Source organism: Alteromonas sp. ALT199 (assembly GCF_018619335.1).
Taxonomy (GTDB): Bacteria; Pseudomonadota; Gammaproteobacteria; order Enterobacterales; family Alteromonadaceae; genus Alteromonas.
In genome coordinates, this window is the sequence record NZ_JAHHDX010000084.1 from 15,924 (window position 1) to 39,228 (window position 23,305).

At 45.3% G+C, this 23,305-nt stretch carries 21 protein-coding genes; 15 read left to right on the forward strand and 6 right to left on the reverse strand.

The window, feature by feature from the left end; genetic code table 11:
• Window positions 1–59: 59 nt before the first annotated feature.
• Window positions 60–692 (forward strand): flavin prenyltransferase UbiX, encoded by a 633-nt coding sequence (locus KL866_RS08295; protein ID WP_025256961.1) that lies wholly within the window; start codon window positions 60–62, stop codon window positions 690–692.
• A gap of 2 nt (window positions 693–694) precedes the next feature.
• Window positions 695–1,504, forward strand: coding sequence for a S1/P1 nuclease (locus KL866_RS08300; protein ID WP_214994567.1), 810 nt, complete (start codon window positions 695–697; stop codon window positions 1,502–1,504).
• Window positions 1,505–1,672: 168 nt separating this feature from the next.
• Here the strand turns inward: KL866_RS08300 and rraA are convergent, their stop codons facing one another.
• The gene (gene rraA / locus KL866_RS08305) at window positions 1,673–2,158 is read right to left on the reverse strand and encodes a ribonuclease E activity regulator RraA (protein WP_025256963.1); all 486 of its coding nucleotides are present in this window, start codon (window positions 2,156–2,158) and stop codon (window positions 1,673–1,675) included.
• Between the two features lie 359 nt (window positions 2,159–2,517).
• On the opposite strand from rraA, the gene KL866_RS08310 reads away from it, so the two are divergent.
• From KL866_RS08310 to KL866_RS08345, 8 genes are read left to right on the forward strand one after another with little or no spacing between them, the layout of a single operon-like run.
• Entirely contained in the window at window positions 2,518–3,030 is a 513-nt protein-coding gene (locus KL866_RS08310; RefSeq protein WP_025256964.1) for a phosphatase PAP2 family protein, read from the forward strand.
• A gap of 1 nt (window position 3,031) precedes the next feature.
• A complete protein-coding gene (locus KL866_RS08315) occupies window positions 3,032–4,099 on the forward strand; it encodes an MJ1255/VC2487 family glycosyltransferase (protein ID WP_025256965.1) in 1,068 nt (355 codons plus the stop codon).
• Between the two features lie 51 nt (window positions 4,100–4,150).
• A complete protein-coding gene (lptM, locus tag KL866_RS08320; protein ID WP_311236134.1) occupies window positions 4,151–4,348 on the forward strand; it encodes an LPS translocon maturation chaperone LptM in 198 nt (65 codons plus the stop codon).
• A complete protein-coding gene (gene lysA, locus KL866_RS08325) occupies window positions 4,348–5,598 on the forward strand; it encodes a diaminopimelate decarboxylase (protein ID WP_025256967.1) in 1,251 nt (416 codons plus the stop codon). The genes lptM and lysA overlap by 1 nt, the downstream gene beginning before the upstream one ends.
• Window positions 5,599–5,633: 35 nt before the next feature.
• On the forward strand, window positions 5,634–6,464 hold the full coding sequence (gene dapF / locus KL866_RS08330) for a diaminopimelate epimerase (RefSeq protein WP_179982008.1): 831 nt from the start codon (window positions 5,634–5,636) through the stop codon (window positions 6,462–6,464).
• Window positions 6,461–7,156: a DUF484 family protein gene (locus KL866_RS08335; RefSeq protein ID WP_025256969.1), complete on the forward strand. Its 696-nt coding sequence runs from the start codon at window positions 6,461–6,463 to the stop codon at window positions 7,154–7,156. Before dapF ends, KL866_RS08335 begins: the two co-directional genes overlap by 4 nt.
• 5 nt (window positions 7,157–7,161) lie before the next feature.
• Complete coding sequence (gene xerC / locus KL866_RS08340) at window positions 7,162–8,082, forward strand: tyrosine recombinase XerC (RefSeq protein ID WP_214994574.1); 921 nt, start codon at window positions 7,162–7,164, stop codon at window positions 8,080–8,082.
• A 20-nt stretch (window positions 8,083–8,102) separates the two neighbouring features.
• Window positions 8,103–8,843 carry an HAD-IA family hydrolase gene (locus tag KL866_RS08345; RefSeq protein ID WP_214994576.1) on the forward strand — a complete coding sequence of 247 codons (741 nt, stop codon included), beginning with the start codon at window positions 8,103–8,105 and terminating at the stop codon, window positions 8,841–8,843.
• Window positions 8,844–8,941: 98 nt separating this feature from the next.
• Here KL866_RS08345 and cysE read toward each other — a convergent pair whose 3' ends face one another.
• Window positions 8,942–9,739, reverse strand: coding sequence for a serine O-acetyltransferase (gene cysE, locus KL866_RS08350; protein ID WP_025256972.1), 798 nt, complete (start codon window positions 9,737–9,739; stop codon window positions 8,942–8,944).
• Between the two features lie 472 nt (window positions 9,740–10,211).
• Here cysE and uvrD point away from each other — a divergent pair, with 472 nt between their 5' ends.
• Both uvrD and KL866_RS08360 read left to right on the forward strand, forming a co-directional pair.
• Complete coding sequence (gene uvrD, locus KL866_RS08355) at window positions 10,212–12,383, forward strand: DNA helicase II (protein WP_025256973.1); 2,172 nt, start codon at window positions 10,212–10,214, stop codon at window positions 12,381–12,383.
• Between the two features lie 42 nt (window positions 12,384–12,425).
• Window positions 12,426–13,703 (forward strand): diguanylate cyclase, encoded by a 1,278-nt coding sequence (locus tag KL866_RS08360; RefSeq protein WP_025256974.1) that lies wholly within the window; start codon window positions 12,426–12,428, stop codon window positions 13,701–13,703.
• Window positions 13,704–13,880: 177 nt separating this feature from the next.
• On the opposite strand, the gene rarD is transcribed toward KL866_RS08360, so the two are convergent.
• The 3 genes from rarD to KL866_RS08375 form a co-directional block, all read right to left on the reverse strand.
• Window positions 13,881–14,795 (reverse strand): EamA family transporter RarD, encoded by a 915-nt coding sequence (rarD, locus tag KL866_RS08365; protein WP_025256975.1) that lies wholly within the window; start codon window positions 14,793–14,795, stop codon window positions 13,881–13,883.
• Between the two features lie 190 nt (window positions 14,796–14,985).
• A complete protein-coding gene (locus KL866_RS08370; RefSeq protein ID WP_025256976.1) occupies window positions 14,986–16,323 on the reverse strand; it encodes a magnesium transporter in 1,338 nt (445 codons plus the stop codon).
• An 85-nt stretch (window positions 16,324–16,408) separates the two neighbouring features.
• Window positions 16,409–16,822, reverse strand: coding sequence for a thioesterase family protein (locus KL866_RS08375; RefSeq protein WP_251139928.1), 414 nt, complete (start codon window positions 16,820–16,822; stop codon window positions 16,409–16,411).
• Between the two features lie 356 nt (window positions 16,823–17,178).
• On the opposite strand from KL866_RS08375, the gene recQ reads away from it, so the two are divergent.
• Window positions 17,179–19,020 (forward strand): DNA helicase RecQ, encoded by a 1,842-nt coding sequence (recQ, locus tag KL866_RS08380; protein WP_025256978.1) that lies wholly within the window; start codon window positions 17,179–17,181, stop codon window positions 19,018–19,020.
• Window positions 19,021–19,091: 71 nt separating this feature from the next.
• Here the strand turns inward: recQ and KL866_RS08385 are convergent, their stop codons facing one another.
• A complete protein-coding gene (locus KL866_RS08385) occupies window positions 19,092–19,760 on the reverse strand; it encodes a glutathione S-transferase (protein ID WP_025256979.1) in 669 nt (222 codons plus the stop codon).
• A gap of 105 nt (window positions 19,761–19,865) precedes the next feature.
• Here KL866_RS08385 and KL866_RS08390 point away from each other — a divergent pair, with 105 nt between their 5' ends.
• Both KL866_RS08390 and KL866_RS08395 read left to right on the forward strand, forming a co-directional pair.
• Entirely contained in the window at window positions 19,866–20,183 is a 318-nt protein-coding gene (locus KL866_RS08390) for a DUF3630 family protein (RefSeq protein ID WP_025256980.1), read from the forward strand.
• 151 nt (window positions 20,184–20,334) lie between these two features.
• Window positions 20,335–23,175 (forward strand): EAL domain-containing protein, encoded by a 2,841-nt coding sequence (locus KL866_RS08395; protein WP_214994578.1) that lies wholly within the window; start codon window positions 20,335–20,337, stop codon window positions 23,173–23,175.
• Window positions 23,176–23,305 lie beyond the last annotated feature (130 nt).

The following is a 23,305-nucleotide window of genomic DNA, read 5'->3' on the forward strand; positions in this document are numbered from 1 at the left end:
AAAACGACGTTATATTCGATAGGCAAGCCGCAAGGCTGGTTATCTACAGAGGCTATAAAATGAAACACGACAAGCAAGTCACGCTTGCTATTACAGGTGCATCTGGCGCACCTTACGCCCTAACACTACTGCAATCGCTGGTTAATGCAGACTATCAAGTTTACGTACTTATCTCTTCAGCGGCCAAGGTGGTATTTGCCACTGAAGAGAACGTAAAAATTCCAGGTCGCCCCGAAGACGCAGCCGCGTTTTTTACCGAGCACTGCAATGCTAAACCCGACCAAATAAAAGTGTTTGGTAAAGAAGAATGGTTTTCACCGGTAGCTTCAGGCTCGGCCGCGCCGGCTAAAATGGTGGTGTGCCCGTGCTCAACAGGCACTCTGTCTGCCATTAGTATTGGCGCTAGCGATAACCTTATTGAGCGCGCGGCAGATGTAGTGCTAAAAGAACGAGGCCAACTTATTTTAGTGCCACGTGAAATGCCGCTTTCGTCTATTCATTTAGAAAATATGCTTAAGCTTTCACAAATGGGCGCTACCATAATGCCCGCAGCGCCTGGTTTTTATCACAACCCCAAGACTATCGACGATTTGGTAGATTTTGTGGTAGCGCGCATACTAGACCACCTAGGTATTGAGCAGTCTCTTGTCGCAAGATGGGGCTATCAGTCATCCAAACATTCTGAGGATTAATCATGTTCGCGTTTGCAAACAAGATTTGCGCAGTAGCGCTGAGCACACTATTTACATTGTGTATTTCGTCACCCGCTTTCGGCTGGGGACAAACAGGTCATAGAGTAACGGGTGCTATTGCCCAGCAGTATCTAAGCCCCCTTTCACATGCAGCACTTATGGAATTGCTGCCACATGGCTCATTAGCTGAGGCCTCGACCCATGCTGACGAAATGCGTTCTAACCCGAGCGAATTTTGGCAAAAAGCCGCTAGTCCTTGGCACTATGTATCTGTACCCAAGGGTAAAACTTATGAGGAAGTTGGCGCACCAAAGCAAGGTGATGCGGTAACCGCTTTGAAGCAGTTTACTGAAACCTTAAAAAGCGACACAGCCAGCATTGAAGAAAAGCGCTTAGCCCTTCAGTTTATCGTGCATATTATTGGCGACTTGCATCAGCCACTTCACGCAGGTAACGGTACTGACCGTGGAGGCAACGATGTAAAAGTGCGCTTCTTCTGGCAAGATTCTAATTTACACCGTGTGTGGGATTCTCAAATGTTAGACCAGCGCGACTTGTCGTACTCTGAGTGGACTGAATGGCTTACACAAACCATTAGCTCGAAAGACATTCGCAGTTGGGCTACTACCGACCCTATGGTATGGATTGAGGAAAGTACCGCTATTCGCGATACCATTTACCCAAATGACGCAAACAATATGAGCTATGACTATTTGTATAACCACCTGCCTACCGCGAAAAAGCGTTTGCAGATGGCTGGTATTCGCATCGCTATGTATTTAAACCAGGTGTTTGACGAAGCGAACAAGTAGTTTTCAAGCAATACTAGCGTCTTTTCTGAATATGTCAGGGCTGATTAACTAGCTCTGATTGTGACTTCACAAACGTTACTAGTGACAAAAACGCAAACGGAGGCCTTACGCCTCCGTTTTTTATTGTCTATTTTTTAAAAGCCGACAGTGTCTACACACCGTTGAACTTTAATCTAAATCTAGCGGTTCAGGAGAAAGGATAACGCCCGTGCTATCGGCATATAAATGGTCTTCAGGTAGAAACGTGACGCCACCAAAGTTAACCGGCACGTCAACTTCGCCAATGCTTTCACACTCTGCATTTACTGGAATTGCTGCTACAGCCAAAACGCCAATATCCAGTTCGGCAAGGCTATCAACTTCACGTACGCTGCCGTAAATCACAACCCCTTCCCAATCGTTATCAATAGCGACTTGAGCAGATGAAGAATCAAACAAAGCACGGCGGCTAGAGCCCCCACCATCTATTAGCAGCACTTTACCCGCGCCAGGCTGAGCAAGTACACGGTCAATCAAACCTCGGTCTTCAAAGCATTTAACAGTGGTAATTTCACCACCAAAAGAATAACGGCCACCAAAGCTTGCGAAAATCGGATCTACTACGTCTACGCTATCAGCAAACAAGTCGCATAATTCAGATGTGTTGTATTCCATTATTTTGCCTTACTAAAATTGAGAAGCGTTGAAGCTCTATGCTCGTTAAACCTAGCATAGCATTTATTCTGGTGATTCAAACGGTTGATTTAGCGCGTTTCATCAAATTTTTAAGTTTTGTCAAAAATGCAGGAATTACCCTTAAACATGCCCTAAATGAGCACGTATTTTGCTTCTTATATTTACTTAAAACCCTTTGCTAGAAAACTCGGCTTTATAAGCCACTTTCACCGTCTGTCCGAAAGGGGGGTACGGAAACCCGTAAGTTGTCAAAAAAGTTTCTTTTTTCCGTCACCCACTGGTCACAGACGCACTTTAGCCTGTGCAGTAATTAACCGATAGGGGACAAGGCGATGTTGATGAAATCCTTGACCAAATACGACACTGACTTATTTTATCGCCTCTACAAACTGACGCAAAAAAGAGACTGCAGAAGTATTGTATGGCTGTCGAAAACAGGTGACGGCTACTTATACTTTTTTATCGGTATGCTGCTTTGGGCTTTTGAGCCAGAGCACGGTGAGCTTTTCCTTTACACAGCGCTGATGGCATATGCGCTGGAATTACCCATCTATGTGCTGCTTAAGAAAATGTTCAAGCGCCCTCGCCCTTGCGATTTTCTAATGAATTTAACAGCACATGTTACGCCGTCTGATAAGTTTTCCCTTCCCTCGGGTCATACTGCTGCTGCTACACTAATGGCCTGTATAGTCGCGCACTATTATCCACCTTTTGCCTTACTTGCCTACAGCTGGGCAGCACTTATTGGGCTATCGCGTGTGCTTCTAGGCGTGCATTACCCATCTGACGTGGTCGCAGGCTCTCTGCTAGGCGTAACTATTGCAACACTAAGCATTTCTATTTTGGGGTAGCATGAAATTATTGTATGGTGTGCAAGGCACCGGTAACGGACATATTGCCCGAGCCCGAATTATGGCGGCTGCATTAGCCGAACGAGACGATGTTAACGTAGACTTTGTTTTTACCGGTCGTGCCCCCGAAAAATATTTTGATATGGAAGTGTTCAAAGATTACCGAACATACAAAGGGCTAAGCTTTATTACTAAAAGCGGGCGCGTAGACAAATGGTCTACCGTTAAAGACGCCAACCTTCGTCAGCTTAATAAAGATATAAAAGCATTCGATACCAGCGGTTACGATTTGCTGGTTAACGACTTCGAACCCGTAACGGCCTGGGCTGCGAAAAAACAGGGGCTACCTTCTATTTCTATCAGCCACCAAGCGGCGTTCACGTACAACGTGCCCAAAAGTGGCAATACTATTTTTGATAGTTTGTTAATGAAGCTGTTTGCGCCTACCGATCTTCAGTTAGGTGTACACTGGTATCATTTTAATCAACCTATCATTCCGCCTTTCGTTGCAGAAAAGCCTTTGATATCGTCGGGTAACGGCCACGTTTTAGTTTATTTACCGTTTGAAGATGTAGAAGATATCCAACAAATGCTTGAGCCACTAAGCGATCAAGTATTCGAATGCTTCCATCCAAACATCGACGAAGCGAAAGAAATGGGTCATATCCATTGGCACCCAACCTCTAAAAAGCACTTTCAAAAAGCGCTACAACATGCCAGTGGCGTAATTGCTAATGGCGGCTTTGAGCTATCGAGCGAAGCACTTCAACTAGGCAAAAAGCTACTCATTAAGCCGTTACACGGGCAGTTTGAGCAGCTATCCAATGTGTTAACCCTCAACAAATTGGATTTATGCCAGACCCTGTTTCAACTTGATACCGATATAGTGGAAGAATGGCTTGAGGCGCCTGAAAACGAAGCTATTGCCTTCCCAGATAACCCAAACATCCTTATTGACTGGCTTAAAAATAAAGACTTTTCTGATACCAAAAGCCTGTGCGATACGCTTTGGAAAAACGTTCAATACGGCGATAAAACACAAGAACGATTATTGGCTCTTGCAATTTAACACCGCAATGCGATGATAGCGGCATTTGTCGTATTCTTTGCGGGATTTTTCGTGCTTAAAAAGTCAGTTGTTTTCTTGTTAACGTTCACAGCATTATGTGGCTGTGGTTATAAAGGGGCGCTCTATATTCCTGACGCGCCTGCACAAAACACCTCTACTGAACCAACGTCTTCTGAAAATGCAGAAGTCGATGCTTCGACAAGTGCCAATACCCCATTCCCCGCAACTACTTCTGGAGAGCTGAACTAGTGGATTTTTTCGCCTACAGCCAAGGTCAGCTGCACGCTGAACAAGTGGCTGTTTCTGATATTGCAGCCCAGCACGGAACGCCGGTTTATATTTACTCACGCGCTACGTTAGAGCGTCATTGGCATGCATTTAATGACGCAATTGGCGAACACCCTCACCTTGTGTGTTATGCAGTAAAAGCTAACTCAAACATTGGTGTGTTAAGTGTTTTAGCGAAGTTAGGCTCAGGCTTTGACATCGTTTCAGCGGGAGAACTCGCCCGTGTAATCGAAGCCGGTGGTGACGCCAGCAAAGTAGTATTTTCAGGCGTAGGCAAAAAACACGACGAGATTCGCTATGCGCTAGAACAAGGCATAATGTGTTTTAACGTAGAATCAGAGCCAGAGCTTCACCGCATCAATCAAGTTGCTGGTGAAATGGGCGTGAAAGCGCCTATATCACTGCGTATAAACCCTGATGTGGACGCCAAAACTCACCCATATATTTCTACGGGTTTGAAGGCCAACAAATTTGGGATTGCTCGTGAACGCGCGCTTGCTACCTATGAGTTAGCTGCATCTCTCCCTCATTTAAATGTGGTTGGCATGGACTGTCACATCGGCTCACAGCTTACCGAAATTGGACCTTTTGTTGATGCATTAGAGCGCCTACTTCTGCTAATTGATGAACTGGCTGAGCGCAACATTATTATTGAGCACTTAGATGTAGGTGGTGGTCTTGGTGTAACTTATAACGACGAGCAACCGCCTCATCCTAAAGCCTACGCGCAAGCCATGGCTGAAAAAATGGTAGGTCGTGAAAACCTTAAGCTTATCCTTGAACCAGGTCGTGCTATTGCAGCTAACGCGGGTATTCTGGTCACTGAAGTTGAATTTATCAAAGAAGGTGAAGAGAAGAGCTTTGCCATTGTCGATGCCGCAATGAACGATTTATTACGCCCTGCCCTTTACTCTGCATGGCAAAATATTATTCCTGTGAAAGAAGGAAGCACGGCAACGGCTAGCACCTATGACGTTGTAGGGCCTGTATGCGAAACCGGTGATTTTATAGGAAAAGATCGTGAATTAGCTATTGAGCCAACCGACTTACTTGCGGTTCGAAGCGCTGGTGCCTATGGTTTTGTAATGGCGTCAAACTACAATAGCCGCTGTCGCCCAGCGGAAATTATGGTAGACGGCGATAAGGCAATTGTGGTTCGCGAAAGAGAAAAACAAAAAGATCTCTGGCAAGGTGAGTACAAACTTCCGTAAACTAGAGACAAACTAACAAGATAGATGCGCGTTTAATGCAGGTTCAATTTTCTAAAATGCACGGCTTGGGTAACGATTTCATGGTTATTGATAACGTTACTCAAAACGTCTTTTTCTCTAAAGAGAAAATTCAGCAATTAGCTAACCGAAACTTCGGTATTGGCTTCGACCAGCTGTTGATGGTAGAACCGCCATACGACCCTGAACAAGATTTCCACTATCGCATCTTCAATGCAGACGGCTCAGAGGTAGAACAATGCGGCAATGGCGCGCGCTGTTTCGCACGCTTTGTTAAGCAAAAAGGCCTTATTAACCGCAACAAGATAGTGGTAAGCACCAAAGCAGGAAAAATGGTGCTTTACCTAGAAAAAGACGGGCAAGTAACCGTTAACATGGGCAAGCCTGAATTCGAACCTGCGAATATTCCGCTTACAGCCAACAAGCAAGAGAATACATATATTTTGCGTGTGGGCGAACGCACCTTATTTATTGGGTCAGCATCTATGGGCAACCCCCATTGCGTAATGGAAGTTGACGACGTAAATACGGCCAATGTAGCCGAAATTGGTCCGCTTGTTGAAAAGCACGAGCGCTTTCCCGAAGGTGTAAACGTGGGCTTTATGCAGATAATTAACGAGTCGCATATCAAACTTCGGGTATTTGAGCGTGGTTCAGGTGAAACCCTGGCCTGCGGCAGTGGTGCATGTGCAGCAGTTGCAATTGGTCAAATACAGGGTAAATTAAGCAAAGACGTACGGGTAGATTTGCCTGGAGGCAGTTTACGTATACGCTGGCCAGGCCCAGATAACGTGTTAAAAATGACAGGGCCTGCCGAACATGTATATGACGGACATATAAATTTATGAGCGAAGTATCAGGGCAATCTAACGCCACGCAATTAATTGAGCCATTTAACGACACAACGGAATTGTCGAGTGCTGATGTGCGCGCGTTCTTATTACAAAACCCTGAGTTCTTTGCCGAGCATGCCGACCTTCTCGAAAAAATCAAGCTTCCCCATGACCACAAAGGCAGTGTTTCACTTGTAGAAATTCAAAGTGATCAGCTAAGACAAAAAGTCAGGCAGCTTAATTACAAGCTCAATCAGCTAGTCACTATCGCAAAGCAAAACGAGAAAATTTATCGCGTTTATACCGACTTAAACGTACAGCTACTGCGCTGTGAAAGCGTAGCCGAAGTGCAGTTTACGCTAGAAGATGTGCTGCAAGAGCGTTTGCAGTTGTCTGCCGCGGTGATCAAAAGCTTTAAAGGCCCCCACGCCATTCCTGAATTGCAACAACGATTGTTCACGGAAAAGCGCTTTAAAAATACCAACTTCTTCTTTGGGCGTTTGTCACAGCACGAACGTCAACTTCTTTTCGGAGAAAGCCCGGCAGAGTCTGTAGCGTTAATGCTGCTTGGTGATAACCGTGAATTAGGTATTTTGGGTATTAGCAGCAGCGATGCTAGTCATTTTACGCCAGATATGGATACGCTTTTGCTACAACAGCTTCAGCAAGTTCTAAATATTATCTTGCCTGAAATGATGGGATATTAAGTGCTGTGTCTACGGACGCCTTAGTCAGCGAACCTTGCCAGCAATGGCTCGATAAATTTCTACTTCATTTGCAGGTAGAGCGCGGTTTATCCCTACACACCATCAAAAATTACCAGCGCCAGCTAACCGAAGTGGCAAAGCTACTTGGGCTTTACGAATGGTCTGGGCTCACGCCAAGCGATATTAAGCGCGTTATGGCCGACGACAAGATGTCTGGGCACAGCCCACGCAGTATTGCGCTTAGGCTATCGGCACTAAGAACCTTCTGCCAATACCTTATTGACCACCAGCAGCTATTCAGCAACCCTGTTGAGGGCATCCAAGCCCCGAAACAGGGAAAGCCATTACCTAAGCAGCTTAGCGTGGATGAGATGCAGCAGTTGCTTAATGCCTCGCCTCGAAGCAGTGACGATGATGAAGGCATGCAGTTAAGAGATGTGGCCATGTTTGAGCTACTTTATGGCTGTGGTCTGCGCTTAAGCGAACTTACCGGTCTTAATTTGGCCGACTGTTTAAAAGACGGCACAGTAAAGGTAATGGGTAAAGGGAGTAAGCAACGTATACTGCCACTAGGGCGGCACGCGCAAAAAGCACTTAACGCCTGGTTAAAAGTACGCCCCGCCTATGCATCGCCCTATGAAAGTGCAGTATTTGTCAGTAAGCGTAAAACCCGTATCTCGAATAGGCAAGTCGCAAATCGTTTGAACAAAATGGCGCAAGAACAGTCTCTATCGCAAAAAGTAAGCCCTCACAAACTGCGCCATTCTTTCGCTACCCACGTATTAGAATCCAGTGGCGATTTACGTGCGGTTCAAGAGTTGTTAGGTCACGCTAACTTATCGACAACACAAGTTTATACTCATCTCGACTTCCAGCATCTCGCCAACGTATATGATGCCGCTCATCCGCGGGCGCACAAGAAATAAAGCTAACCTAAGGTTTCTCCATGCAGTTTTTCAGGTCTATTAACAAAGTTGAGGCAATGACCTTCGACCTTGACGACACCCTTTACAATAACGAACCTATTATTCGACGGGCCGAAGAAGCCCTTCAAGCGCACATTGCTAAGCACCATAAGTCAGCCGCCGCGTTGTCGGCAAACGACTGGCTTGCACTTAAGCGAGCTGCCATAAAAAAGGATCTGCGCTTAGCCTCTGACATGGGACAGCTTAGACGTGTAGTGCTTACCGCAGCACTGTCTAATACGGCTCCCGAAAAGTTAAAAACTGACCTGACTAACAGCGGTGAGCTTAGTGGTGCGGTAGAGGCTTGCTTTAACTGCTTTTACAATGCAAGAAGTAACTTCGAGCTCGCTGACGATGTGCACGAAGCGTTGAAAGCTGTGAGCAGTAAGCTACCGCTTATTGGTATTACTAATGGTAACGTAAACGCACAAAAGGTAGGTATTGATGGCTACTTTGAAACCATTTATCACGCCAGCACATCACGCCCTATGAAGCCGGCCCGCGACATGTTTGATGAAGCCGCAGCACGTTTACAAATTGCACCGAAACACATTCTTCATGTAGGCGATAACATCATTAAAGATGTTCAAGGGGCAATTAACGCTGGCTACCAGGCAGCATGGTTTGCCTGTAACAGACCTATGAAACTAGCCAACGAGCCTGTAAGCGTGCTTCCCCACATCGCACTAGACAACCTCAACGAATTAACCCACTTCCTATGAATAAAGGGGTCAGAGTACTTTAATAGCTTAAATGTGGGGTCAGAGTACTTTTAACTTTTACGAAGTATAAAAAGGGGAAGGTACTCTGACCCCATATCTTAGTTGTCTTCTAGGACGTTTTGGCGCATGGATTCGCAGGGGCTTTGACAAACTGGTCTCCCAACCACTTTGGCTGGAACGCCCACCACGGTCACGTGGGCTGGAACACTGTTAAGTACTACGCTGCCAGCGCCAACTTTTGAGCCTTCACCTATCTCGATATTTCCTAAAATCTTAGCGCCTGCGCCAATTAACACACCTTGGCGTATTTTAGGGTGGCGATCGCCCGACTCATTACCCGTACCGCCAAGGGTAACACTTTGCAAAATAGACACGTTATCTTCCACAACTGCTGTCTCACCCACCACAATACCGGTAGCATGGTCAAACATAACGCCCTTACCAATGCGCGCTGCTGGGTGGATGTCTACACCAAAGCTCGAAGAATTGCGACTTTGCAAAAACAGAGCTAACTGATGACGACCGTGAACCCATAGGTAATGCGCCATACGGTGAACTTGTACTGCGTGGAAGCCTTTAAAATGAAGTAAAGGAGTAAGGTAATCATTTACTGCGGCATCGCGTGAATTAATCGCCATGATATCTGCAATGGCCGCTTCACTGATGCCTGGCTCTAACAGATAGGCTTCATCAAACACTTCACGAATAGCCAATGCTGGCATGACATCGTCAGCCATTTTATTTGACAAAATAAAGCTTAACGACGATTCGAAATTGTGATGCGCCAGTACACTGGCATGCACGTAGCTAGACAGTAAGGGCTCGTTTTTAGCAACAACTTGCGCTTCTTGTTTTAGCGTCGACCAAAAATCGATAGGCGTAGATAGTGCGGTCATGAGCATGTCCCGTTGGTGTAAAAGTCTCGTGTACTGGAAATTAGTTATACAGGCAATAACGCCAAGTATTCACTGTACAAGGTTGGAATACCAGTAAGCGTGGCAACCTTGAAAAATTAGATACAAGTGAAAGTTTACCCGAGTTTAATGCGATTCAATACCGATGTGTTACCCCTCGAGCGCACAATTCGATCATTTTATCGAATTAATTCGTTATAGCTAATAACAGTTGTGAGTAACTTCAAAAAAGGTTGTCTCTTTTTTATAGGCACACACTTTCGATCGCATTCGCAAAGCCATTATATAGAGTCGCCAAAGAATATTGCTAATAGATACCGTTAAACCTTGATACACAATCAGCAATAGCGTCTTAGGTCGAGCATCCGTAAAACTGGACTGTATAAATTAACAGGCTGATGGCATAATAGCGTGCTGCTGAATGTGTAACAATATCAACTTACAGGTGCTAACTATGGATGTATCTCGACTGCTAGACGAGCTTAACGACAAACAGCGTGAAGCAGTAGCAGCCCCATTATCTAATGCTCTAGTATTAGCTGGTGCAGGTAGTGGTAAAACCCGTGTATTAGTGCATCGCATTGCGTGGTTGATGGAAGTCGAAAACATCGCACCTTTTTCTATTCTAGCGGTTACCTTTACCAATAAAGCAGCCAAAGAGATGCGCGGCCGTATAGAATCTTTAATGGGTCGCAGCCTACACAATATGTGGATTGGTACCTTCCACGGGCTTGCACATCGCCTATTGCGTGCGCACCACGCTGAAGCTAATTTGCCTGAAAACTTTCAGATAATCGATTCTGACGATCAGTATCGTCTGATTCGCCGCATTTTAAAAGCTATGAATTTAGATGAAAAACATTGGGCCCCTCGACAAATCCAGTGGTATATAAATGGTAATAAAGACGAAGGTCTGCGCCCTCAGCACATCGAGACCCACGGCGATCATATCCAAAAGACCATGCGTGAGGTCTATGCTGCATATCAAGACGCCTGCGATCGTTCAGGCTTGGTAGATTTTGCTGAGCTATTGCTGCGCGCTCATGAATTGTGGGCAAAGAACCCAGAAGTGTTAGCCCATTATCAACGCCGCTTCCGTGCTGTGTTAGTTGACGAGTTCCAAGATACCAACAACATCCAATATGCATGGCTTCGTATGCTATGCAGCGGCGACAATAATAACATTATGATTGTTGGCGACGACGACCAGTCTATTTACGGTTGGCGTGGCGCGAACGTAGATAATATTCAGCATTTCCTAAAGGACTTTAACGATCCTACCACCATTCGCCTTGAGCAGAATTACCGCTCTACTGGGAATATTCTGAAAGCAGCGAACACGGTTATCGACAACAACACAGGCCGTTTAGGAAAAGAGCTTTGGACGGAAGATGCCCAGGGCGAGCTCATTTCTGTCTATGCAGGTTTTAACGAACTCGACGAAGCGCGCTTTATTGTTTCAAAAATTAAAGACTGGCTCAATCAAGGTAATGCTCTTAGCGATACCGCTATTCTCTACAGAAATAATGCCCAGTCACGCGTATTGGAAGAAGCTTTATTACACGAAGGGTTGGCCTATCGCATTTACGGCGGTTTGCGCTTCTTCGAGCGTCAAGAAATTAAAGATGCCCTTGGCTACATGCGCATGGTAAGCCACCCTCATGATGACGCAGCCTTCGAGCGTGTGGTAAACACCCCAAGCCGCGGTATTGGTGAGAAAACCCTCTCGCAAGTACGAGACACTGCGCGCATGCATAACTGTTCGATGTGGCAGGCTAGCCAGCTGCTTATAAACGAAGGCGGCTTTAAAGGTCGTGCGTTGAACGCCATGCAAAGCTTCGTATTACTTATCACCGAGCTTGAGCAAGCCACATTAGACGAACCTCTTGACCAGCAAGCCGATAAAGCCATTCGCCAGTCTGGGCTTTACGCCATGTACCAAGCTGAGCGTGGAGAAAAGGCCCAAGCAAGATTAGAAAACTTAGAAGAACTGGTCAGTGCATGTAAAACCTTTATCGTACCGGAAGAAGCTGAAGAAATGACGCCTCTGGCCGCCTTTTTGGCCCACGCCTCTCTTGAAGCGGGCGAAACCCAAGCAGACAAAGATCAAGATGCTGTACAGATGATGACTATCCATACAGCCAAAGGCCTTGAGTTTCCATTGGTATTCTTAGCCGGCGTAGAAGAAGGTATGTTCCCAAGCCAAATGACCAACGACGAACCAGGACGAATGGAAGAAGAGCGTAGGCTCTGCTATGTTGGAATGACACGCGCTATGCAAAAGTTGTATATCACTTATGCAGAAAGTCGTCGATTATACGGTCAAGATAAGTATCATACGGCTTCGCGGTTTATTCGAGAGATGCCAGCAGATTGTGTGGAAGAAGTCAGGCTTAAGTCCACCATTTCGCGACCTATACATAATCGCTTTAGCCAAGCTACCTCTCACGCCAGTTTTGAAGAAACTGGTTTTAGTTTGGGTGAGCGCGTGGTGCATCGTAAGTTCGGCGAAGGCATTGTTCTTAACTACGAAGGCAGTGGTGAGCATGGTCGAGTACAAGTAAACTTCGACGAATTTGGCAGCAAATGGCTGGTACTTGCTTACGCAAAGCTGGAGAAAGCGTAACATCATTAATTGGCAAGGTAGCCTTAAACTAAGTTGAAATGTATGCAGCAACACGTGCTGATCATCGAAAATGGTGTAGGTAACCTTGAACTTATAGCGAAATTAGTGCGCCGCTCCAGCCTTACCCCCATTGGCGCAACCTCGCTCACCGAAGGAAAGGTTCGTTTCGCACAAGAAGTCCCTGAAACCTTTTTGTGCGCCATTGTCGCCTACTCATTACCCGATGCGCCAAAAGGGGAAGCCATCGACTTCGCCGTCGAATCTTTCATTCCTACCATTGCGACAACGGAAAACCTAGATAATGCTATTCGTGACAAGGTCCTAGAGAGAGATGTTGTCGATTATATTCCCAAAGAAAACTCACAAAACTACGACTACCTTAACCGCCTTATCAGCCGCTTAGAAAAAAATAAATCCACGGGTGTTGTGGTAGTGAGTACGAATCGAGTGCTACGTTCAAAAACCGTTTCGTTACTTCAGCGCCACAACTTCATCGCGTTTGAATGTTTGACCGCTACCGATGCAATGCAATGTCTCTCTGATCATAAAAATGTACGCCTTGTGATTACTGACAACACGCTACCCGACATGACAGGAACACATTTTGTCGCTAGCTTAAGAAAGGCATTTTCTAAAGAACAGCTAGCCATAATGGGTGTTGCTGGAGGCAAAGGCATGCTGATGTCTGCACACTTTATCAAAAGCGGTGCTAATGACTTTTTACGCGTACCCTACTGCCATGAGGAATTTTTATGTCGGGTAATGCAAAACGTTGAATATATTGAAAGCGTAGAAGAAATTCGCCGTGTGGCTAACACGGACTACCTGACGGGTTTACCCAACAGGCGGCACTTCTTTTATATGGTCACCGTGCAGCATCAAAAACTATCTGAAGATCATGCCCTTGCACTTATCGATCTCGACTTCTTTAAGTCGATTAACGATACCCATGGCCATGACGCAGGTGACATTGTGCTAAAGGCCATCGCGGCGCTTATTGAGTTTTATTTTTCTGATGAAATAATTTCGCGCTTTGGCGGTGAAGAATTTTGTATTTATATGCCTTCAACGCCGCTAGAAGAAGCCTGCGAACGCTTGGAAGATTTCAGAAAAGTGGTGGAAGCTGAAGTTATCCAGCTGCCTAAAACCGATATAAAAGTTACTTGCAGTATTGGAGCAAGCGGCGCCCATACCCAACAGGTGGATAAGCTGTTGAGCCTAGCTGATAAACAGCTGTACGCCGCCAAAAATAGCGGCCGAAATCAGGTTAAATGCGAACCTCCCGATGCAGCTTACCAAGAGCAAGGCTCGTTGTTGTAGCCTTGTTGCCCTAGCACCATGACTCTAGCGTAGCGGCGCTAGCTTTACCGGTAGATCGAGTTTTTTACCACAAGCGTCTGTTCCTCAAAAAAACCAACAGTTTTCGCTTAATAAGCTTTTTTTACTGTGCCTTTAACAGGCTTGCAGAATCTGCGTGTTTTTCTGTGGGCTTGTTTCTTACTCTACTACTAACTTTTGTGCTTTACGCTGATTGCGGAAATGTACTAACGAGTCGGCACTAAACAAGATAAGTGCAAGCCACACAAAGCCGAAGGTAACCAAACGCGACTCTTCAAGTGGTTCGCCATAAAGATAGACGGCCAGTATGAACATGAGTGTTGGTCCAATGTACTGAAAAAAGCCTAGGGTTGAATACATAATGCGTCGCGCAGCAGCGGTAAAACAAAGCAGCGGCGCTGTAGTAACAATACCTGCCGCAAGAATAAGGGTGTTTAACGTGGCGTTGTTATTAAATAAGTTACTGTATTCAGAGCCAAAGAATATCCAGTAGGCGATAGCTAACGGTGAAAGCATTAAGGTTTCAATGAAAAGACCCGGTAGCGAATCTACTGCCACCTGCTTACGCAACAAGCCGTACACGCTGAAGCTTCCTGCAAGTACTAAGGCAATCCACGGCACGTGACCGTAAGAGAAGATAAGAATGGCAACGCCAATCACAGCAAGCCCAACCGCTACGCGTTGAAGATTGCGTAGTCTTTCGCCTAAGAATAGCCGACCCAAGAAAACGTTGATAAGAGGGTTAATGTAATAGCCAAGGCTAGCATCAAGAATATGGTCGTTATTAATCGCCCAAATGAACAAGAGCCAGTTGGCTCCAAGTAACAGACCGGCGACGAACAAAATCTGCATAACACGCTTATTGCGAAGGGCAGCGCCCACTTTTGGCCATTGCTTTAGCGCAGCGATAAGCCCAACTAAAAGCACGACAGCCCAGATTACCCTGTGCATGAGTATTTCAGCCGCGGGCAAAACCATCAACTGTTTAAAGTATACTGGTGCAACACCCCACATACTGTATGCGGCAATTGCGCAAATAACACCGACTTGTGCGGCACTGGCTTGCTTAGACAAGACTGGCTCCAACGAAATTCAGGGTAATAAAGGCGCGTATTGTTCATCAGCTTAAATGAATACACAACCCTTAACGCTTTCCAATGGGGCAAAGCACGTAAAGTTCGTAAATATTCAATGAAAAGGCCACGCTGAATGTTATGATTCAGTGTGACCTTAAACGCAATAGCATGTTTACAGCGGGAAGAGGTTATAAGAGGAAAAGCGTACCCAAACCTAAGAACGCCACAAAGCCTACAATATCGGTAACAGTAGTCAGGATAACTGAGCCCGATAATGCAGGGTCTATTTTTAGCTTGTCCAATATGACGGGCACAAATACTCCAGCCAAGGCTGCGGCCACAATATTGAACAGTATGGCTAAACAAATTACCAAACCAAGCATAGCGTCGGTGAACCAGAAATAAGCCACTACGCCTATCACCAACGCCCAAATAACGCCATTCACCCCACCTACTTTCAGCTCTTTTACCATAAGCGCCCGTAAGTTGGCAGGCGTCACCTGCCCCAACGCCAGGCCTCGTACAATCAGGGTGAGCGTTTGACTACCCGCGATACCGCCCATGCTTGCCACCACCGGCATTAACACCGCAAGGGCAACAACCTGTTGCAACGTGCCTTCAAAAAGCCCAATAAACCAAGACGCCATAAACGCGGTAAGCAGGTTAATACCAAGCCATAGGGCACGGTTTTTGGCACTTTTTGCCACAGGCGAGAATAAATCCTCGTCCTCATCCATACCGGCCGAAGCCATCACTTGGCGTTCATAAAACTCATTTACTAGCTCACTTGCCGAGGTTACATCCAATCGACCAAGCAGTTTGTTATTCTCGTCAACCACTGGTAGCGACGCCAGCCCCGAGCGCTGTACAAGAAGCGACGCATTCATGGTGTCATCCGCTCCCTGAATGGTAGTCACATTTTCTTCCGACAAGTCAAATAGCGACACGTGATCTTGTGCATTAAACAGGTGGCTAATTTTAACCAATGCTGAAAACTGACCTGAGCGATTTACCAAGAAAATGCTGTCGCAGTGTTGAGGTACGTCACGTCTTAACAAACGCAAGCCTTCGCGCACTTTGGCGTTCGATGGCAATACTAACTGCTCGTGGTTTACCCAGTGACCTATTTGATTATCGGGAAACTGCGTAGCTTCTCTGAAGTACTTTCGCTCTTTTGAATCGAGGGATTCATAGGCCATATCAACTAAACGCTTTGGCAATGAATCAAGTAGCTCTAGCAAATCTTCGGCATCAATATCAGCAAAGATAGACGCCCATTCATTGTGAGGCGTATTATCGATGAGGATTTCACGAGGGTCGCTACGCATCTCGACGAGCACATCGAGCTTACGGTCGCGAGAGATGCCATCCCACACTGCTAGGCGCTCTTCAACAGGCAGTGACTCTAACAGCGATGCGATATAAACCTCATCTTGCCCGCTTAAAGCAGCGAGTAAGGTGGCGGGGTCGTCAGCCATACTTTCAGTGACAATCTCTTCAATTAAATCTGGTAGTGGCTCTGCCATGCTATACCTCCCATTGTATCGCTAACTTCCTATACACAACGCAGCACAGCCATTTAAGGATGATGAAACCCCATTATCGAGAATACTATCCCAGCATGTATGTACCCGTGCCAAAGGCTATATGATCGCCTTTTTCGTTGTGCAATTCCATTCTACACACCACTAATTTACTGCCCTTGCGTATAATCGCTGCTGTTGCAATAAAGCGCTCGCCTCTTCCCGGCCTTAAGTAATCAACGCGCATATCGACCGTGCCCATGGTAGGCAATCTGACTTGAAGGTCCACAAGGTGTTCAATTGAGGTTTGTTTGATGGTTTCTATAATTGAGACTAAACCACCGATGGTGTCTAGCATAGTCGCTGTTACACCGCCGTGTAGAATTTTTTGCATTGGGTTGCCGGTAAGCGAGGGTTGCCAATTAAGATGCAAAGAAATCTGCGTTTCTAAACCTGAACCTTGTGTAACAAATTCTAACCCTAAAAGCTGGTTGAACGGCATATTATCACGAAAAACGCTATGACATGACTGATCATAACTTGATGATTTATTTTCTTGTTGGTTGTAGTATTTTCGCTGATAGGCATTTTGTAATCCATTCGCTTCAACAGTATTGGTAACATTACTACTGAATACAAAGGGTAAGGAAATTCTTCCAACCAATGATGAATAATCAAGGTTGCTTATAGGCCAAATCACTATTAGTTAGGCCTAACGTTTTCACATTCATACTTTGCTCAAAAAGTACCCCACTTACTTTTCTAACTATTGATAAAGAACGCTATCGCTGAATTTTAGTCTAGTTTTTTAAATTGCCCCGTGAAGACATGACCAAAAACGCGTAAAATCCCGCACCTATGACAACTGCAATAGATTCATCAGAGCTAGCGTCTGAACTCCAACGTGCAAAAACGCCAGAATCCGTCTTAAAAGATGTATTTGGCTACGATGCTTTTCGCGACGGTCAAGGCGAGGTCATTCACCATGTATGTGAAGGTAAAGACGCGCTTGTTTTGCTACCTACAGGTGGCGGTAAGTCGCTGTGCTATCAAATTCCTGCTCTAGTGCGAAGCGGCACCGCTATTGTCGTGTCACCGCTTATCTCATTGATGCAAGATCAGGTAGAACAATTAAAGGCGCTAGGCGTAAAAGCCGCTTATCTTAATTCAACGCTGGAAGTTGACGAACAAGCGCGTATAAACGATGCGCTACAAGCAGGTAAACTCGATTTACTGTACGTGTCACCTGAGCGTTTAATGCAGTACTATTTTCAACAGTCGCTAGCACATGCAGACATTGCCTTATTTGCAATTGATGAGGCCCATTGCGTTTCCCATTGGGGCCATGATTTCAGGCAGGATTATCGCGCCTTAGGGCAGATAAAGTCTCGCTTTCCCTCTATTCCTGTAATTGGCTTAACGGCCACAGCAGATTCAGCGACTCAAACAGACATACTAACGCAGCTCAATCTTAGCGACCCATTGGTTTACAAAGGCAGCTTCGATAGACCCAACATCCGCTACCGCGTAATGAGTAAGTATAAGGCTTTCGATCAAGTTGTTGCTTACGTAAAACAGCAAGAAGGTAGCGGCATTATTTACTGCAACAGTCGCGCTAAAGTCGACGACCTTCACGCCAAGTTGTTCAGACTAGGCTTTCGCTGTGCGGCGTATCACGCGGGTATGGATAACGACGAGCGCGAGCTGGTACAGCGCCAGTTCTTGAACGACAAAATCGATATTGTGGTTGCTACCGTTGCCTTTGGAATGGGTATTAATAAATCGAACGTGCGTTATGTGGTTCATCACGACGTACCGCGTAGTGTTGAAAGCTATTACCAAGAGACCGGCCGAGCCGGGCGAGATGGTCTTGAATCTGAAGCTTTACTCTTGTTCGACGAAAAAGACGCAGCCCGTGTAAAACAATGGATAGAGCAAGGCGAAATAGCCGAGCGCAATCAAATAGAGTTACAAAAATTTGCTGCTATGGAAGCCTTTTCCGAAGCACAAACCTGTCGTAGACAAGTACTGCTGAACTATTTTTCGCAATTCAGCGACAGCGCTTGTGGTAACTGTGATATCTGCCTTGACCCACCTAAAATGATAGACGGTTTGGTGATTGCGCAAAAAGTACTATCTTGTGTACTAAGGCTTTCACAGCAAGCATCTAGTCAATATGTTATTGACGTATTGCGAGGCAAGCAGTTAAGGCGCCTTCAGGAAGCAGGTCATCATCAGCTTTCTACGTACGGCATAGGTAAAGACAAATCAGATAGCTACTGGCACAACATTATTAACCAGCTTGTTCACAAAGGGCTTATTCGCGTTGACATTACTGCTCACGCCGCGTTGAGGTTGACCGAAGCAGCACGACCTGTACTGAAAAACGAAGTAGCGGTTCAACTTGCCGTACCGCGACTTGAATTTAAGCCCGATAAGAAAAAGGCTAAGCAAGCGCCCGCTAACTACGACAGAACTTTGTTTACGCGCCTTAAGCACCTGCGCAAAGTGTTAGCGGAAGAAAATGAAGTGCCGCCGTATGTAGTGTTTAGCGACGCCACTTTAGTTGATATGGCGTGTAAGCTTCCCACTACGCGCAACACTTTATTAGAGGTAAGCGGTGTAGGCCAAACCAAACTCGAACGCTATGGCGAAGCCTTTATTCAATTAATTGGCGACTATATACATCGAGACCACTAAAGGCGTATTGGCCAGCTAGGTTTATCTTTAAGCTGGCCACTGGGCATGACAACTGAATAACGGTTCAAAGGCTAGGCATAAGCGTACTCACCGCCTTTTTCTAACGCGGCTTTGTAAGCTTCTCTGGCATGAACACGCTTAACGTAACCTTGAATAGCGGTGAAATCTTTAGCGCGCCCACTGGCCACCAACGACTCTAACGGAAATATCATTTGAACATCTGCGCCGCTAGGTGCATTACCTGCAAACCAGGTGTTTTTCGCTAAGTAAGATTCTACATATCGCAAACTCTGCGCTAAATTAGGGCCATAGTATGCGTTCAAAATCCCGTCTATCAACTTATTGGTGACAGGTTTGATAAAAAAGGGTTTCGAGCCCTTTTGACGGGCTTTTTCTAATACCAAATTGGCAACCAATGGTGGCATTAGCGAGCCTTCGGCGAAGTGAAGCCAAAACCAATATTGTTGAAGTGCTTCTGGGTCTTGGGGCGCAGAAAACGCATCTGTAGCGTGATGGCGAACAAGGTATTCCACAATAGCACCAGATTCTGCAATCGCACCGTGAGGCGTAGTAAGCACCGGAGAGCGCCCCAACGGGTGAACCGCACGAAGTGAGTCCGGCGCCAAGTTCGTGTTACTATCTCTTTGATAGAATTCTATTTTATACTCTACGCCTAGCTCTTCTAAAAGCCATAAAATTCGCTGTGAGCGAGAGTTGTTCAAATGGTGAAGTGTTAGCATACCCCGTCCTTAATACGCTTGAATAAACGCTATTGTTTTTGTGTTGTACTATATACAACTTTTAGAGCAAGCGGGTTTACAATAGCCTACAAATTGATAAATTCTATGCAAAATTTCACAAAAGAAGATATTAAAAAGAACGCCGTCGTTAACGAATTAAGTGTAGAAATTCGCCTTACGTTACCTACTACGCCACTTAAAACCCAACAATGGGCAGAACAATTTTGCACTATGTTTAACTTCAAGCTTTCAGAGACTGATTGGGGGGCCGATCGTTTTCAGGCGGTTATTACTACAGAAACAAGCGATGCAGATTTACAGTGTATGCTATGTATAGAGTGGCTTTGCGAAGCGATATGGCTAGAACCTATAGGTACACAACAGTCACCATCCACTCTTTTTAATTACCTTATGCAAGCATAGTTTTTCGAGCCCCCCTTTCTCGTTGGGTTTGGCTTTTCGTAAAGAGTAGTATTATTCTAATGAAAACTCCCGAAGGATAAGAGGGCTTAAAGGTATACAATTTTACCTGTAAAAAAACATTCTCTTATCATGTGGCTCAAGGAATTAACGAGTGGTTACAGCCCGGCTATTTAATTGCGTATCAGCGTTGCTCATCAGTTGGGTTTTGCTGAGTGTAAACGTTTCGGCTAGCAGTCAGCTTACCGTTAATGAATCATTCCAACGGGAAGTAATTAATCACTATGCTCATTTATCTATCGCTCCAACCAGCGCCACGTACTTTGATGTTTTAAACGGGAACATTGCAAATAACTCAACGCTAGCTTCTTCATCCAACGAGCGTGTTTGGTATTCCACTGAACTCGTACATACCGGTTACAGCCCCGTTCCTTTGGTGCTAAATATTGACCGATTAAACGTTGACGACCTACAAATATTTCTTCTTGATAGCAGCCAGCGAATCATTAAATCCTATCGTTATCAGGCAGGTAAAGGAGACTTTTCGCTAAGGCAACCTCTTCCCAATATCAGGCTCGCTTTTACCCTTCAACCATACCAAGACGCGCGCTTATTAATAGCGGTAAAAGATGAAGGGCTAAAGTATTTTCCCATTACCCTGTGGGAAAGAGACCTTTTAGCGCAGTACGACACCAATATGCTTATTTTACTTGGTACGGTTACGGGTGTTTTGGCGCTGATTACTCTCTATTTCTTGTTTTCTTATCTGCACGAGCGCATTCCCTCTCGATTTTGGCTCACCATGTCATCGCTTGTTCTTATCGCATTAGTGTTTATTACTGCGGGGGGGGTAGCTATTTGGCCGAGCTTAACTAACAACATTGAGCAGTTTTATGCCGTTTGTTTTTGCATGCTATTACTGTGCTTTGGCAAAGTGACACATCACCTATTTGCGCCTATTCCTCTTATCTTGAGGTCTATAAACTACCTTATCCCTCTGTTCGCTACCGTCTATTGCCTAGCCGTAAACGCCTACGCTGCAACTATTACGCTTCTGTTACTAACAGCAGGCATGGGGCTTTATCACCTTTCGCTGGCATTATTGTTTAAAGACAAAAGTGAGCACACGATCAGTACTACTTACATTACTGCATGGCTTTCTCTTTTTGTATTTTATGCATTGGTCACGCAGAACTTGTTCGGCAACTTGGTTTACACCGTTAGCGTTGCCATAGGTATGCTTCTTTTCGTGACTTTAGGCTTCTTGTGTTTCGGCTTTACCGTTATCACTAAAGAAGAGGTATTGAATCAACGACAGCTGTCAACACAAGCAGAAACAATTTCAAGCTTGAATCACTTCTACGATTTGTTCAGACATTCGGCAGAGGGACACTACACGTCAACATGGGATGGACAGCTTATTTCAGTCAACCCCGCCATGTACAAAGTTTTCGGTTATGACAACGAAGAGGAGATGATCAACGAAGCCAAGAACACGGAAGCTTTCTACGCCAATGCTGAAGACAGGCAGATTTTGCTTGGCGAAATATCCCAGAAGGGCCACGTAACGGGAAAGGAAATTCGAGGCAAGCGCCGTGACGGTAACGAATTTTGGTTTTCGCTATCATGCCAACTTCGAGAAAGTGGTAAAGGCAGCTTTCTTTACGGCTCTATCTCTGATATCACCGACAAGAAACAGTCAGATTTAAGCCTCCAGTATTTAACCACCCATGACTCATTAACTGGTGTCTACAATCGAAGGCAGTTCGAATCGTTATTCAAAGAGAAAGTACTTAGCGCTAAACACACGCAGTTGTGTTTGCTGTTTTTAGATCTCGACAGGTTCAAGATAGTTAACGATACTTGCGGTCACAAAGCCGGAGATGTACTCATTAAAGACATTTGCCGCTTAATAGAAAACACAATGCTTTGTGAAGCTCAATTAGGGCGCCTGGGTGGCGATGAATTCGGTATTATATTCTCGGATATTGATACCGACTCGGTTTATTTGAACGCAGTGAAAATACTCAATGCTGTACAAGCTTATCGCTTTATGTGGGATAACCGTATTTTCAACTTGGGGGTGAGCATAGGAATGGTGGTATGCGACGACACCGATGTTAACCCCGGCCAGTATCTAAGCATGGCCGATGCAGCGTGTTATTTTGCTAAAGAGCAAGGCAGGAATCAGGTTCATAGATACAATAAAAATGATGAGAGTATTCAGCGCTACCAGCGCGAACTTGATTGGGTATCTTCTATTAACACTGCATTAGAAGAAGGCCGCTTCGAGCTTTTTTATCAATCGCTAAGGCCATTAAATAAAACCAGTGATGGGCACTACTACGAAGTGTTACTGCGTCTTCGAGAGGAAGACGGAAAGCTTGTAGAACCTGCCAACTTTTTGCCCACCGCTGAACGATTTGAAATGAACGTGAGTGTAGACAAATGGGTGGTCACTAATACGTTCAAATGGCTATCTGAAAATCCGAATCATCTTGAAGAGCTTAAGCGGTGTAGCATTAACTTAAACTGTCACTCTTTGGCAGATAGAGACTTTACATTATTTATATTAAACGCTTTCGAAACATACAGCATTCCTTACAATAAAATTTGCTTTGAAGTTATCGAGTCAGTCGCCATAATTAAAATGGAAGATACCCTTGCCTTCATGCGCACCTTTAATCGTCTTGGTTGCTCTTTTGCGCTCGACGACTTCGGCAGTGGCTTTTCTTCCTACAGTTACCTCAAAAGCCTGCCTGTTAATCAAGTTAAAATTGACGGCATGTTTATTAAAGACATGCTGAACGACAGTGTAGATACAGCTATGGTCGCTTCAATCAACGATGTTGCGAAAGCCATGGGAATGCAAACTGTAGGGGAGTTTGTTGAAAATGAAGGTACTATGGCGCAGCTAGGCAAAATGGGCGTTGATTTCGCTCAAGGCTACGGCGTGGCCAAGCCAGCCCCTTTACATGAATTTAAACCTCTGTAATAACCATGCTTAATTCGTGCATTGCGAAAAAAGTGATAGCACAAGCGTCATCTCGCGTATAAAAAAGTGGTAGACTTGCAAAAATAGAAGTCATCCCCACTTATTGCCTACTGTCCAAAGTGTAGAAGTA